This is a genomic window from Mycobacterium sp. OTB74 (assembly GCF_029892685.1).
Taxonomy (GTDB): domain Bacteria; phylum Actinomycetota; class Actinomycetes; order Mycobacteriales; family Mycobacteriaceae; genus Mycobacterium.
This window is the reverse complement of sequence record NZ_JARXVD010000039.1, coordinates 1-15,349: the sequence shown is the minus strand read 5'-3', so window position 1 is coordinate 15,349 and position 15,349 is coordinate 1. Positions and strand designations below refer to the sequence as shown.

Sequence of the window (15,349 nt, the reverse complement as noted above, 5' to 3'; positions counted from 1 at the left end):
CGACTGGTCGGCTTCTTCCCTGATGACGGTTCCGTGGGCATACCTGCATCCTCGTTTCCAAGGTCAGGAGCCTCCGGGATTTCCAGGGCGTTTCAAGCATCGACCCAGGGGCTAGACCGTGCTTCCGCCCAAAACCATACGCAACGTCGGGCAACACCGAGTGTCAAACGGCCCCTAAACGCATGTCTCACAAACGGTCTTTTACAAGACAGGCAGTCGAGAGCGCCAGGCAGCCCAATGGATGGGATTAGTACACCTCAGGCAGTAGGTCGACGGGTGACGAGCGATGTCACCTATTTCGATACAGCGTCCAGTTCTGTTCGGGCCTGGTCGATTTGGTCGTAGGCGTAGGTCACCATCGCGGCTGTGGTCATCACCTCGCCCCTGCAGGCCTGCGATTCGTAGGCGGTGTCGCCGAGGACATCGCGGAGGTGGGTGATCGTGGGTGCCAGCTCAGGAATCCAGGCTCTTGTATAGGGATTTGACGAGTAGCCCATGATCACGGCGGCGCTTTGCACACGCCCGAGCTGGTCGAGGCACGCCGCGAGGCTCGCGAGCGGAACTCGGATGACGTTCGTGTTGCCGGAGTCGTGATAGTTGCGAATCGCCAGTTTGAGGTATTCGAGTGCCGCGAGGGTGTCGCCATGTCGGGCCTCGAGGCGACCGAGGACGTTCATGAGATGGGACTCGTTATAGCGAATACCGCTGTCTTGGGCGATAACCAGGCCGCGTTGTAGAGCGCCGCGTGCGCGTGCTGGATTTGCGTCACACCACGCCATGCCGAAAACCATAAGCGCATATGACTGGCCCCATGGGTTTGATATGACCTCAGCGGCCTCGATCAGTTCTCGAGCGGTGGTCTTCGCCTCCTCGAAAGATCCGTTCCGCATCAATGCCAGAACAAGTCCCGACCGTGTCAATCCAAAGGGGTCTTCGTCTCGAGCTAGCAGCTCGAGGAATATCTCTATCGACCGTTCGGGCAGCCCCATGTTGGTGTGGGTACCGCCAAGCCAACACTCCAATCCGCGTGGCACTCCGTAGCGGCCTTGGCTGACGAGTTTTTGACCTTCGTCGCCGTACCGACAGGATTCCTCGATGCGTCCGAGTGGCCAGCAATGTGTCGCCATCACGTACAGGGATGTGAGTCGGGGATGGTCGGCCGTACGGGCCTGTGGAATGAGTTCTTCGACCCAGGCCACCGGCTCGAAGTTCTCGGTCATTACGCCAAGTAGCGTCGCGTATGTCGCGATAGGTGCGGCCGTTTCGAGGTCACGGTGGTCGGCGGCCCACCGGAATGCGGTGCGTAAGTTGGCCAGCTCGGTGGTGAACCAGGTGTACGCCTCGCGCTGGCGGGGGCTGTCCCACAGGGCCAGGATGTCGGTTTCGCGCCCGGCGAAGTACCGCGAGTGGGCGGCCCGAATCGCGGATGCTTCGCTGCTGGCGACCAGTTGTTCCTCGGCGAATTGGCGGATTGTCTCCAGCATCGAGTACCGGGTCCGACTCGAAGATCGGTCGGCGACCAGCAGCGACTTGCGAACCAGAGCGTCGAGTACCTCGAGGATGGCGTACTCGTCGAGGTCATCTGATCCGGCTACCGCGCAGGCGCTGTGCAGGTCAAATCCGCCCGCGAACACCGAACAGCGTTCCAGCACAGTGTTTTCAGTGTCATCGAGAAGGTCGCAGGACCAGGCCACCGCGTGGCGCAGCGTGTGGTGGCGTTCCAGGCCGCGCCGGGAGCCGACCAGCAGCCGGAACCGGTGATCCAGCCGGTCACGCATTTCGCTGGCGGTCATTGATGCCATCCGCGAGGCCGCCAGCTCGATGGCCAGCGGAATCCCGTCGAGGCGCTGACAAATCTCGATCACCCCGGCGGCTTCATCACCGTCGGCCACCGAGAAGCCCGGCGCAATACCTTGAGCGCGTTCGACGAACAGCCTCACCGCCGCAGAGTCGATTCCCGCCGCCGCATCGAGCGAGCGAACCGGCCACACCTGCTCGTCGGGCACTGCGAGTCCTTCACGGCTGGTGGCCAGGATTCGTACCGTCGCCGAGGCCGCCAGGATGGCCTCGATCAGATCAGCGGCTGCGTCGAGAACGTGCTCGCAGTTATCGAACACCAACAACCGCAGCCTGCCCTCGAGCGCGGCGGCCACCGACTCGCTCATGGTCTTTCCCTGCTGCTGGGTGATGCCCAGCACCGCCGCCACTGCATCGGGTATGGCCGCCGGATCGGTGACTGCGGCGAGTTCGAAAACCCATACGCCGTCGGGAAATTCATCGGCCAGCCGTGTCGCGGCTTCGGTTGCCAGCCGGGTCTTGCCGACCCCGCCCACCCCGGTCAGCGTCACCAACCGGTGTGCGCGCAGCGCCGCTTTGACCTCGTCAACCTCCGACTCGCGCCCGATCAAGCTCGTGGGCGCGGGGCGCAGGTTCCCCGGACTGGTATCCAGTGCCTGCAGCGGCGGAAAGTCGGTGCGCAGGCCGGGCGCTTGGACCTGAAACACCCGGACCGGGGTGGGCAGGTCGCGCAACCGTCGCGGCCCCAGATCGACCAGATCGACGCCGCTGAGCAGAACCGCTGTGGAGTCGGCCACGAGAATCTGGCCGCCGTGCCCGGCGGCCATTACCCGCGCCGCCCGGTTGAGCACCGTGCCGAAGTAGTCCCCGTCGCGCAGTTCGGCCTCGCCGGTGGCGATCCCCATCCGCACCGGCAATTCCAAAGAACGCTGGGCGGCCACCGCCGCATCGACTGCACCCGTAGGGGAGGCGAAGGCGGCACACACGCCGTCACCGGTGTGCTTGAACAAGAAACCGTTGCTCGCCTCAATTGCGCTGCGCAACACCTCGTCGTGTGCGGCCAACGCGGAGCGCATCGCATCGGCGTCGTTCTCCCACCGACGGGTTGACCCCTCAATATCGGTGAACAGGAAGGTAACCACTCCCGACGGGGCCGCCGCCGTCATGGCATCGCCTCGGCCCACGCCATGTGCCCTTCGAAGCCAAGGGATTTCGCCATCGTGCGGTAGCGATCCCGATAGTCTCGGTAGCCGGTTTCGTCGCCGTGGGCACGGGCCAGAAGTGCGCGTGATCGCAGCAGCCAGATCTCGCGCGTAGCCAGACCCTCATCGGCTGGCGCGGACGCTAACCGCTCGATCGCGGCCTCGGCTTCGGTCACGTCACCGTCGGCGCTGCGGTCGAGCAGTGTCTCCACCAGAACACCCGTCGCTGCAATGCCCCACGACAGCAGCTGTCCCCGGCGGACGAGATGGTCGAGGGCGGCGCGCATGAGCGGGATAGCGCCATCGGGATCTCCGCGCCGAGCCGTCTCACGCGCCAAGTAGAGGTTGACCATCGGTAAATCGCACAGGTTGTGTTCCCCGCGTACGAGCATTTCGCCGACCTCGGCCAGGAGCTTCTGTCCCCGGTCACGCTCCGCAGCCGTGTGGCGGTGCACCAGCGTGAACCCCAACGTCATCCGAGCGTAGGCCAAGGCGACGTCATCACCGGATCGTTCGGCAATCCGCAGGCCATCCTCACTCCCGCGCACCACGCGATCATCGGGCGTCAGTACGCCACCCGGGATTCCCGTCCAGTAAGCGAAGGCGACAGCCGTGGCGTAGGACAACGGGTCAGCGTCGCTCGCCATGGCGAGTCCGTGCCGAAGGTCGTCTTCCCATTCAGGGCGGCCCAGGCAATAACGGGCGACAGCGCGCGTCGTAAAGGCGAGCGCTAACGGAGACCCGATAATGAAGTTGCCTTTCGAGGGATCACCGTCGGCCAGGTCGATAACCCTCTCCGACCACCGCAGCACGTCACAAAACTCGGCGCTCTCCAACTTGGTGTAGATGGCCACGTTCGACAGCCCCACCGTCAGGGTCGGGTCGCTGACCGACTCCATGAGGGCCATGGTTTCGGATGCCAGCCGCGACGCCTCGCGGATCCGGTCCTGCTGCATGTGATCCGCCACCAGCCCCGCCATGGCGATGGCCAGTGACGCCTTGTCTCCGGCGGCGGTGCACAACTCCCGCAGTTCATCAAAGCGGTCACCAGCAACGTCGATATGGACTCGCCAGGCGATCCCGCACAACATGGTGCGAGGAGCAATGCGCATAGCTGCCCGATTGGAATCGTCGGCGGGTAATGCGTCCGCGATCTTTTGGGCACGTTCCCAACTCAGTCGAGCCGCGCCGATGTCGCGGTTGGTCGCCCACGTTGCCGCGCGCATGTGCCAGCCGTAGGCGGCGTGCAGATCACCGGCGGCCTCCAGGTGCCCAGCGACCAGCGCCGCGTTCTCCTCGACCGCTGCAGGGTCACGCGATTCGATTGCGGCGGCCAGGCGGCGGTGCAGCTCGGCGCGATCCGATTTGAGCTGTGTTTCGTAGGCCACCGTGCGGATCAGCGGGTGGTGAAACACGTATTCGGGCTGACCGGTGAACCTGACCTGATCGACGAGCTGGGCCGCCACCAAGTCATCAATGGCGGGTTCGACACCCAAGTCGGTCAGCAGTTCGATGCCAAATCGGGAGCCGACGACTGCCGCTGCGCTCAACGTGCGTTTGGCTTTCGGGTCCAGCCGGTCAATGCGCGCGGCGATGGTCGCCTGCAATGTCGCAGGCACGCTGACCTCAGCGTCCGGTGCCGTCGAGACATAACCACCTGGCTTCCCGCGCAGCACATCGCGTTCGGCCAGATCGCGCACGATCTCCTCAGCGAAAAACGGTGTACCGGCAGCTCTTTGGGTGATTGTCTGGCCCACTGCGACAACAGAGGAGTCTGGCCCGAGCAGCTCAGACACCAGTGCGGCAGTCTCGGTATCGCTCAACGGGGCCAGGGCTATTGTTTGCGCTCCCAGCACCTGCGCTAGCGCGCCACGATATTCGGGGCGGTAGGTGACGATTACCAGCGAGGGTGTCTGCGGGATCACGGTGAGGAAGTCGGCGATCATCGACTCGCTGACCTCGTCGATCCAATGAGCATCCTCAACGACAAAGACCGCCGGGGCTTGGCGGCCCAACGAAGCAGCGTTCACCAGCGCGGTCAACCGCCGCCGCCGTGCATCGGGATCAATGGCCGGTAACGCAGCGTCCGGGTCGGCGATGCCGAGCAGGTCATCGAAGAGCAACAAATCCTCGGGGTCGGCATCGGGAACCCGGTCGCGCACCTGAACGCGGGCCGCATCCGTAGCAAGACCCTCGACGCCAGTGGCCGAGCGGAGCAGCCGTCCGACCGCATGAAAAGGGACCTGACTGGTATGCGACTCGCAGAAGGTGGTGAAGACCTGCACGCCAAGGGAACCCACCATCGCAGAAACTTCACGCACCAGACGGCTCTTGCCGATGCCTGGAGAGCCCACCACACCGACCACCGCGCCGTGCCCATCGATGGCATGGCCCAACAAACTCTCAACCGCAGACATCTCCCATTGCCGACCAACAAGATTCGACTCATCACGCCTGCCAGTGCGAGGTCCGTCGCCCATGCCCAGCAGCCGACGGACGGGCACCGGTTGCTCGGCTCCCTTGATCTGAACCAATTCCGGCTCGCCAAGAGTCGCCGCGCCCTCAACCAGTCGCGCGGTGGACGCGCTGAGCATCACCCCACCCGGCAGCGCGACCGACTCCATCCGCTGCGCCATCCCGACTTGCTCACCGAAGGTGGTGTAACCGAAAGGCCCCGCGCCGATCTCACCGGCGATCACCTGGCCAGAGTTCAGCCCGACCCGCACCCACAGCTCCACACCGTCGCGCTCGCCGACCTCGACGGCAAGCCGTTTGGCCTCCTCCTGAACGCCCAACGCGGCCAGACAGCCACGCACGGCGTGGTCCTCCAACGCGACTGGTGCGCCGAACACCGCCATGATGCCGTCGCCGGTGAACTGGGCGATCGTGCTGCCATACTGGTGCGCCACCGTCACACAGCGGTCGGCCAGGTCAGTCATGATCTCGCGCAGCCGCTCCGACCCGACGGTCGCAGCGATGTCCATGGAATGCACAACATCTGCGAACAGCACCGTGACCTGCTTGTACTCCGCGCGGATACCGGCTTCTTCGACTGGGGACCCACAGCCGTCACAGAATCGCGCACCCTCACGCGGTTCGGTGCCACATGTCCGGCACGCTGCTATGGCCATCACCCGACCCCCACCCACTCCGGCCTGCGCTCAAGCGTCCCCTAAAGATAGCCGGGGCCCAGCACATCGATCCCCCGAAAACTCTGGAACCAAGAACACAACCGAGCCCGCGCCGTGGTCACCGCCCACCCATCGGGCGCAGGCGCTGAAGCGTCTGGCCAAGCACAAGGAAATCATGGTGCCGATATTCGATGATGAGACAGGGACTCTCACTCACCGGGAGGCCCGGTCGGTCGTCATCGAATACCTTTGCGACAGATCGGATTCCGATATCGGTGTGGATGAGTTGGCGCGGCTGGCCGATATGTCGGTGGGCAACTTCATCAAGGCGTTCCGAGTTGCCTTCCACACCACCCCATACCAATTCCTGCTTGGTCAGCGCATCGAGCGCGCCAAGACTTTGCTGTTGACGACCGAGCAGTCGATCACCGAAATCGCTCTGGCGGTCGGATTCTCGACTCCGAATCACTTCGGCACCGCGTTCCGTCGCCGCGTCGGGGTCTTGCCCCGCACATACCGGTTCGACCGGTGATCGACACCCGATAACGGAAAACTGTCTATAAATCACGCCCGGTGCCAGGTTCAGCCTCTAGGGTTCAATTCGTGCCCCACATGGATCGTCGCAACATGATGTTGATGGCAGGGCTCGGTGCGCTAGCCGCTGCCATTCCGCTACCGCAGTCGCGGGCCAACCCGGCTAACCGGGTATCACCGCCTGCTGCGCCGGCCGCCGCTGGCGGCGTCGCCTACCTTTTCCAGGACGACTTCGACGGGCCGCAGGGCGCAGCACCCGATCCGGGGAACTGGACGGTGCAGAACTGGCAGGACGACGTGTGGCCGCCGGTCCTGGGGCAATACGATCGCCGAAACGTGTTCCTCGACGGCAACTCCAATCTGGTCATGCTCGCCACACACGAAGACGATCAGTTCTTCAGCGGCAAACTACGCGGCAACTGGCGGGTGCCCATGGGGCACACGTGGGAAGCGCGAGTCAAGTTCGACATGACCCCTGGCCTCTGGCCGTCGTTCTGGGCGGTGAACGAGGATCCTCTGCCTGACGGCGAGGTCGACATCTTCGAGTGGTACGGCAACGGGGTTTGGCCTCCGGGAACTACCGTCCACGCTGCATCCAACGGGAAAACCTGGGAAGGGCGATCGATCCCCGGACTGGTCGACAGCGGGTGGCACAACTGGCGAATGCGGTGGGACGAGAACGGTTTCAAATTCTGGCGCGATTACGTTGACGGTGCGAATCCGTTCTTTTCTGTGCCGCCGAAGCCCATCCCAGTCCACGGCAATCCCAGCGACACGCGGTGGCCGTTCAACAACCCCGGCTATTGGCTGTCGCCCATGTTCACCCTGGCAGTCGGTGGGCCTGGCGGCGGCGATCCTGCCAAGGGTGGAGTCTTCCCGGCCTCGATGCTTGTCGACTGGATCCGAGTCTGGTAGCTGTTCGGGCGCTCAGTGCGTCGCCTCGATGACCTGAACCAGGTTGAACTGCCACCGTTCCACGAGCCGGAATCCCAGGTCGTAGGGAACTCCGAACGCAGAGGTGGGGCCGAAGAGGTCGCAGGGTGGCAACGCCTGCCCTTGTTCGTGAGCGGGCCGTGACGGATCGGCCTGGGTGATGATCCACGCGACGCGGCAATCGCTCAACGGTCCGGCGAGCACCTCCGGGATGAGATTGGTGTCGAAGACCTCGTTGCGGTCGGTCGCGCGTTGCCAGAGGCTGAGGTCGACGAGTTTTCGGTAGGCATCGGGTCGCGCCGCCAGCAAGGGCCGCATGGGGGCCGGCATGAAGGTCACCGTGTCGTTGACGAGCAGACAATCGCCGGGCGCAGCCTTTGCCGTGATCAGGTCGGCGACCTGGCTGTAATCCATTCCGTATTTCGCGTACGGACCGCGTTGTACGAAAAGGTAATTGGGTCTGTGGCGAGAGCCATCACGCCGACGATGGCCGCCGCCAGCCATGGCTTGACGGCCAGTGTGCCGATGCAGACTCCCAGCACCAGTGCTACCGCCGGTGCGGTGAAGCACAAGTAGCGTGGCGTGTAGATCGGGTGAACTAATGCCGACCAGCCGAGAATCAGGGTGGTCGGAATCACGAGCCATGCGATCGACAAGGTCAATAGTTGCCGATCAACCTGCGCCAGTCGCCTGGATGTGCAGAGCCACAAGACAATAGCGGCCACCACGACCAACGCCGAGACCAGCGTGAACGGCGGGCTGCGTTCGAAATACTGTTGAATCGCGACGTCTTCGATCGTCCGGTGGCCGATGGGTGCGATCCAAATGATCTGGTGCTCTTGACCAATGGCGGTGAGTACGAGCGGTATCACCGCGCAACCCGCCAAGAACGACGCAATAGTGAACCCCACCATGACCGTTCGGGTGCGCCGGAAGAGGACGATGAACAGTGCGTACCCCAACACCAACAGCGAGAGGTAGATGTCGAGCAGCATCGAGATGGTCAGGACGATCCCATACGACAGCCAGACCCAGGCGTTGTTGCGGCGAGTGGCGTAGACGAGCAGCACCGTCAGCCACACGGCGGCGGGGCGAGCTTCGATGCCTGCCCACGTCGCCCGCGGCAAGATACCGCAGATCACCCCGGCGCTCAACGCGACCGTGCGGGATGAGAACTGCTTGGCGAGTACGACCACTCCGGCCGCCGCGGCCCCGACGGCCAGACCGCTTGGCACGCGGGACCAGAACTCCGTTGGCGGGAAGAGTTGAAACCAGCCGTGCATGAGCAGGTAATAGAGGCCGTGGGCGGCGTCGACGTTGCCCAGCATGTGCCATAGCTGACCGAGCGAACGGCTGTAGGACGCCGAGATGGTCGCGGCCTCGTCGTACCAGAACGACGGGCGGGCAGCACCAGTCAGACTCACCGCAGCGGCCAGGATTCCAACGATCAGCGGATCCAGCACCCCTCGCGGCGGTCTCATCGCGACTCCCGGCCAAACACGCCGCCATGTTGCCAGATGGTGGTGGGGGACAACAGTCCGCGGCCGCGGCACACAATTTGAGCCCGCTCCAGGAAACGCGTGCATACCGCCTTAAGGGTCTGCTGCACGAATAGGTGACACCTTGATCTGCCTAGTTTTGAGGGCTGGGCTGGGCTGGAAGGATGTCATCGTGTCCAAGCCGTATCCCAAGGAGTTCCGTGACGATGTGGTCCGGGTTGCTCGCAACCGTGATCCTGATGTTCGGTTGGGATCGGTGTGCATATCGGGGCACGGGTGAGCGCGCTGGCCGGGCCGGACGAGGTGCTCGTGTCCAGCACGCTGCGCGACCTCGTGATCGGGTCAGGACTCCAGTTCGAGGCGCGTGGGCCTCACCAGCTCAAGGGCGTGCCCGGCGAGTGGCATCTCTTCGCTGTCGCTTCTCCGTAGGGGTGGTTTCGGCGACACTCGTTTGGACTGCCGTAAGCGGCTTGTGCAGCCGGTGGCATCTACTGGCTAAAGTACGTTTTGGCGCGCACGCGCCTAACCTTTGTGACGCCTCTCCGCTTCTTGTGCCAGCGCCGCAGCTATTCGCGTATAGGTTTGATCGACCTTGGACTGAACCGATTGCGTGCGGCCAGGGATGCGCGATGTGCACGTGACCGTTCAGCTGATGCGGCATCCCTCCGGATGATCGTGAAGGCGGACATCACCCCGAAAATCCTTCAAAGGCCACAGGCGCGGAAGCGACGCCCTGTACGCGTGATGATGCGGCCGTGATCCATCGACAACGTGGTCATGTGCGACAGTGAGCCCAGTCCGCACCCGCCTGATTCCGCCCTGCCCGGTGTCGGGTAATCCCGGTCGCTCTCATGCGGCCGTAGATACCCCCGGCATCCAATCCGGCCAACGCTCGATGTCCATGAGTGCGTCATAGACTGCCGTCGGTGGTGCACTCGACAGTTGTTCTACCCGGCAAGTCACTGACTCGGCCATGCTGCGCAAAGCTACTACTGGTCCCGACGAGACACTGGGAATCCGGGTGAAATGCCTTGGCATGGATCGCTGCCGGGGACCGGCGAAGTGACTATCACTTTTCGTAGCGTCCGCCCCTTAAGAATTTGTGCGCCCGGTGGGATCGACTGAAGCCTGTCATCGCGCGCAGAGGTCACCCGTGATCGGGCTGGCGACCTGCCTGGTCGTGGGCGTTCGTCATTCGTCGTCATCGTCGGATTCCATGCAGTCGGTACACACCGCCTGGTCGAGGAACAGGTGGCGCTGGCAGTGAGGACAGGTGTACAGGACCGTGACCATCAAATCCGTTCTTACGCCGTCCGGTTTGATTACGACCCGGTTCTAATCGCGCTGAGCAAGAAGACGCCGTCTCAGCGGGGATCGCTATCTGAGAGGGTCAGACCGCATGCGAGTGTTTCGAAACTCGGTGTCGAAGTCTCGTGAACGCTTCGATCGACAAGGTGCCTGGTTTTATTGTGAGGTTTGGTGCGCACGGCGTTGAAGGAGTCCGGCCATGGCAATGCCCGCGTTGGTTCTCGTGCACGGGGGCGGGTTCGCCGCTGATTGTTGGGAGCCCACCGTCGATGTGATCCGCAGCGTGGAGCCGGAACTAAAGGTGCTGACCGTTGATTTGCCAGGTCGGCGAAATAAGGCCGGTGACCTGACCACGGCTTGTATCGACGGGTGGGTCAACTCGGTGGTGTCGGACATCGAGAATGCTGCGCTCGACGACCTCGTAATCGTCGGCCATTCGCTGGCTGGGGTGACCGTCCCCGGCGTCGTCACCAAGCTCGGCTCGGCGCGGGTACGGGAGATGATTTTGGCCACCGCGCAGGTACCAGCCAACGGCAGCGCCCTGGTGGACACGCTTCCCGGGGCACTGAGTTGGTTCGCACGTCGCACTGCGAAACGCAAGGTGCAGAAAGGCCGTTCGGTCCGTTCGGGAGGTTTGCCTACTGCATTGGCGAGGTTTGTATTTTGCAACGGAATGACTCCCGCACAGCGCAGGTTCACGCTGGCTCGGTCCTGTCAGGAATCAGCCCCCATCATGATAGAAAAAGTTGACCGCAGCGGTATGCCCGACGATGTGCCACGCACGTGGATACTCACTCGGCGTGATCGCGCCGTCCCGATGAAGATTCAACACGAATGCATCGCTGCGCTCGGCGGAGTGCAGACGCTAATCGAGGTCGACACGTGCCACATGCTGATGGTCAGCGAGCCGGAAAGGCTGGCCCAGATTCTGGTTGACCGCTGCCAGCTGTACACGTAGCGGTAACAGTTGACTTCGTCGCCTGACGGCCGTCCCTTTCGTAGTTGTTCTGGTGTCTCGAATTTGACGAGTTACGAGAGTCTCAAAAGTAGGTCGCAGTTCGGCGTAACGAATCAGCGCCGAGGGCGGTTAGTCGACTTCAACCCGAGTGGTTGGGTGAACCCGAGTGGTGGGTGAAGCGCCCTGCGGTGGCGGCTTGCGTGTTGAAGTTGGCGCTAAAACATTGGCCTAGCTGTGACAATGACCCGATGCGCACTGGCGAGTGCGGATGGGGGTGAGTGATGCGGGTGTTCTTGAGTCATTCCAGCCGGGACAACCGGCAGGCGATGGCGGTCAAGGCGTGGCTGATCGAGCACGAGCCGGGTCTGGCCGAGGAAATTTTCTTGGATTTGGACCCGCGCACCGGCATTCGGCCCGGTGAGCGGTGGAAGCAGGCGCTGAATAAGGCCAACACCCGCTGTGAAGCGGTGATCTGCCTGTTGTCGAAGCACTGGCTGAACTCGCATGAATGCGCGGTCGAGTTCCGCTACGCGGAGAACCTGCATAAGGCGATCCTTTGCGCCCGGTTGGAGCCGGTGCCCGATGACAACATCACCTCCGAATGGCAACGGTGCGACCTGTTCCCCAATCACCGGCCAACCACCGAGGTGGACATCGCCGACGGCGGTCAACTGGTGGTGCTCGACAGTGTCGGTTTGCAGGAGCTCCTGAGCGGGTTGCGGGCGTTGGGGATTGGGGCCGAGCATTTTCCCTGGCCTCCATCAGATGACCCGGACCGCGCCCCGTATCGGGGGTGGGCACCGCTGGAGGAGGCCGATGCGGCGGTGTTCTTCGGGCGTGACGCCCAGACCCTGCGCGGCCTGGACATGTTACGTGGCATGCGCTCGACGGGAGTAGAGCGCCTTTTCGTCATTCTCGGCCCGTCCGGCGCTGGGAAGTCGTCGTTTCTGCGAGCCGGGCTGTTGCCTCGGCTACGCCAGGACGACCGCCAGTTCTTGCCCCTGCCCATCGTGCGCCCCGAACAGGCGGCGCTGACCGGCGAATTCGGTCTAGCGCAGGCCATCCACCGGCTGCGTACCGGGCTGGGCTTGCTCGCGCCGCTGCTGGGGGAGATCAAGAACGCCTGCGCTCACCCCGAGCATGTGGAGCAGGTTCGTAGCTGGTTGGAGGAAGCCCGCCAGGCCGCCCGCGCCACGCTCCTCGACGTGGCCGAAGGTCAGCCCGCCCCCACCCTGGTGCTGCCGGTGGATCAGGCCGAGGAACTGTTCAACACCGACGCCGGACCCGAAGCCCTGCGCTTCCTGGAGCTGCTGGCCTCGTTGGTCGAGCATGAGGCGGGGATCACCCCGCCGATGATCGTCGCGCTCACGATCCGCGCCGACCGCTACGAACCACTGCAGACCGCATCGGAGTTGGACACGGTGCATCCCTTGGTGTTCCCCGACCTCAAGCCGATGCCCCCCACCGGGTACACCGAGGTCATCACCGGCCCGGCCCAGCGCGCCACACAAGCCGGACGGCGGCTCACTGTCGAACCCGCGCTGGTGGAACGGCTGCTGGCCGAGACCGCCCAGGGCGCTGATGCGCTGCCGCTGCTGGCGCTGACGCTGGAGCGGCTCTACCACGACTTCGGCGACGACGGCGACCTCACATTGGGCGAGTACCAAGCGATGGGCGGCATGGCCCAGATCGTGCAGACCGAGGTCGAGAAGCTGTTGGCCGCCGACCCCGATCAGCGCCAAGCCCAACTCGACATCCTGCATGATGCGTTCATCCCGTGGCTGGCCACCATCAACCCCGACAACGACGAACCGATGCGCCGCCTGGCCCGCTGGGACAAGCTGCCCGCCGCCAGCCATACCCTTATCCAGGCGATGGTGGACAAGCGACTCCTGGTCAAGGACACCCGCGATGGGCAGACCGTCGTCGAGGTTGCGCTGGAAAGCCTGTTGCGCCAATGGCGCGAACTGGCGGCCTGGCTGCGCGACGAGGCCGAAGACCTCAAGGACGCCGACGCGTTGGAGCGCGCCGACACCGATTGGCGCGCCAGCGGCCAGAACGATTCGTGGCTGCTGGAAGGAACCCGGCTGACCGAAGCCGAAACCCTATGCGCCAAGCCAGGTTTCCGCGACCGCCTCGACCCCACCCGCGACTACCTGCAGGCCTCCCGGAAGCGAGAAAACGACCGCATCGAAACCGAGAAACAACGCCAGAAAGCCGAACTTCAAGCCGCCCAACAGCATTCAGCCGCACTGCGCAAACGCTCCCGGTTACTCGCCACCGTGCTGGCGGTCACCATCATCATCGCCCTGGTGGCCGTCATTCTGGGTGTCCAGGCCAACCACGCGCGCAAGCAGGCCGACGTGCGTTTCCGCGAGGCAACCGGTCTTCGGCTGGTCTCCGAGGCCCAGCCCGTGCTGGCCGGTGCCCGCTCAGGCGACGAAGTGCGCGCCTACCAACAGCTGCTTGTGGCGCGAGGACTCGCGCAAACGCCGGACGACGGCCCACTGGTCGATGTGCTGCCCAAAATGGTCAACCTCATCAAGATCATCCCGGCATCCGATGGGGTAAACGAAGTCGCGTTCAGCCCCAACGGCAAGCGCATCGCCTCCGGCAGTTGGGACAACACCGTGCGGCTGTGGGACGCGGCCAGCGGACTGCCGATCGGGCAGCCGTTGACCGGCCACACCAGCACGGTGTTCAGTGTGGCGTTCAGCCCCGACGGCAAACGCATCGCCTCCGCCAGTGACGACAAGACAGTGCGGCTGTGGGATGCGGGCACAGGCCTGCCGATCGGGCAGCCGCTGACCGGTCACACCCACCAGGTGACCAGTGTGGCCTTCAGTCCCGACGGCAAGCGCATCGCCTCAGGCGGCGGCCTCGGGGACAACACCGTGCGGGTATGGGACGCGGGCACCGGCAAGCCGATCGGTGAGCCGTTGACCGGCCACATCAGCGGGGTGAGCAGTGTGGCGTTCAGCCCCGACGGCAAGCGCATCGCCTCCGGCAGCTTCGACACCACGCTGCGGCTGTGGGACGCGGATACGCGACAGCAGATCGGCGCGCCGCTGACCGGCCACACCAGCAGCGTGATCGTAATGGCGTTCAGCCCGGACGGGCGGCGCATCGTCTCCGGCGGCTTCGACGACACGCTGTGGGTGTGGGACACCGATACTGGCCAGCCGATCGGGCAGCCGTTGACCGGCCACACCAGCGCGGTGAGCAGTGTGGCGTTTAGTCCCGACGGAAGGCGCATTCTCTCCGGCAGCGCCGACAAGACGCTGCGGGTGTGGGATGCGGGCACCGGACAGCCGATCGGTCAGCCGTTGACCGGCCACACCAGCGCGGTGAGCAGTGTGGCGTTTAGTCCCGACGGAAGGCGCATTCTCTCCGGCAGCGCCGACAAGACGCTGCGGCTGTGGGACGCGGATACCGGACAGCCGACCGGCGCGCCGCTGACACTGACCGGCCACACGGGCGAGGTGTTCACTGTGGCGTTCAGCGCCGACGGCAAGCACATCGTTTCCGGCGGCGGTTTCGGGGGCAAGGACAACACGCTGCGGGTTTGGGATGCGGGCACCGGCCAGCCGATCGGGCAGCCGCTGACCGGCCACACCGGCATAGTAACCAGTGCGGCGTTTAGCCCGGACGGCAAGCGCATCGTCTCCGGCAGCTTCGACAGCACGTTGCGGGTGTGGGATGCGGGCACCGGGCAGCCGATCGGCGCGCCGCTGATCGGCCACACCAGCGGGGTGCTTAGTGTGGCGTTTAGCCCCGACGGGCGGCGCATCGTCTCCGGCGGCCGCGACAAGACGCTGCGGGTGTGGGATGCGGGCACCGGCCAGTCGATCGGGCAGCCGTTGACCGGCCACACCGGCGATGTCGCCAGTGTGGCGTTTAGCCCCGACGGGCGGCGCATCGTCTCCGGCGGCGCCGACAAGACGCTGCGGCTGTGGGACGCGAGCACCGGACAGCCGATCGGGCAGC

6 protein-coding genes and 2 pseudogenes are annotated in these 15,349 nt (G+C 64.4%); 5 read left to right on the top strand and 3 right to left on the bottom strand.

Going from position 1 to position 15,349, the window contains the following annotated elements:
- Positions 1–293: 293 nt before the first annotated feature.
- Together M2432_RS27550 and M2432_RS27545 are read right to left on the bottom strand one after the other, a co-directional pair.
- Entirely contained in the window at positions 294–2,963 is a 2,670-nt protein-coding gene (locus tag M2432_RS27550) for an adenylate/guanylate cyclase domain-containing protein (RefSeq protein ID WP_280830028.1), read from the bottom strand.
- Positions 2,960–6,130, bottom strand: coding sequence for an adenylate/guanylate cyclase domain-containing protein (locus M2432_RS27545; protein ID WP_280830027.1), 3,171 nt, complete (start codon positions 6,128–6,130; stop codon positions 2,960–2,962). Before M2432_RS27545 ends, M2432_RS27550 begins: the two co-directional genes overlap by 4 nt.
- Positions 6,131–6,308: 178 nt before the next feature.
- On the opposite strand from M2432_RS27545, the gene M2432_RS27540 reads away from it, so the two are divergent.
- Positions 6,309–6,662 (top strand): AraC family transcriptional regulator, encoded by a 354-nt coding sequence (locus M2432_RS27540; protein ID WP_348536341.1) that lies wholly within the window; start codon positions 6,309–6,311, stop codon positions 6,660–6,662.
- A gap of 80 nt (positions 6,663–6,742) precedes the next feature.
- Positions 6,743–7,579, top strand: a complete 837-nt coding sequence (locus M2432_RS27535; RefSeq protein WP_280830029.1) for a glycoside hydrolase family 16 protein — start codon at positions 6,743–6,745, stop codon at positions 7,577–7,579.
- A 12-nt stretch (positions 7,580–7,591) separates the two neighbouring features.
- On the opposite strand, the pseudogene M2432_RS27530 reads toward M2432_RS27535, so the two are convergent.
- Positions 7,592–9,078, bottom strand: a pseudogene (locus M2432_RS27530) (hypothetical protein).
- A 267-nt stretch (positions 9,079–9,345) separates the two neighbouring features.
- On the opposite strand from M2432_RS27530, the pseudogene M2432_RS27525 reads away from it, so the two are divergent.
- The 3 genes and pseudogenes from M2432_RS27525 to M2432_RS27515 form a co-directional block, all read left to right on the top strand.
- Positions 9,346–9,525 (top strand): annotated as a pseudogene (locus tag M2432_RS27525) (hydrolase); the annotation flags it as partial.
- A 1,078-nt stretch (positions 9,526–10,603) separates the two neighbouring features.
- The gene (locus tag M2432_RS27520) at positions 10,604–11,362 is read left to right on the top strand and encodes an alpha/beta hydrolase (RefSeq protein WP_280830026.1); all 759 of its coding nucleotides are present in this window, start codon (positions 10,604–10,606) and stop codon (positions 11,360–11,362) included.
- Between the two features lie 281 nt (positions 11,363–11,643).
- A partial coding sequence (locus tag M2432_RS27515) for a TIR domain-containing protein (RefSeq protein ID WP_280830025.1) occupies positions 11,644–15,349 on the top strand: 3,706 nt, incomplete at its 3' end.

What these genes read in the sequence shown, in the direction of transcription:
- M2432_RS27535 (WP_280830029.1), top strand. Translation starts at nt 6,743, where the DNA reads ATGGATCGTCGCAACATGATGTTGATGGCAGGGCTCGGTGCGCTAGCC.
- M2432_RS27550 (WP_280830028.1), bottom strand. Translation starts at nt 2,963, where the DNA reads ATGACGGCGGCGGCCCCGTCGGGAGTGGTTACCTTCCTGTTCACCGAT.
- M2432_RS27545 (WP_280830027.1), bottom strand. Translation starts at nt 6,130, where the DNA reads ATGGCCATAGCAGCGTGCCGGACATGTGGCACCGAACCGCGTGAGGGT.
- M2432_RS27520 (WP_280830026.1), top strand. Translation starts at nt 10,604, where the DNA reads ATGGCAATGCCCGCGTTGGTTCTCGTGCACGGGGGCGGGTTCGCCGCT.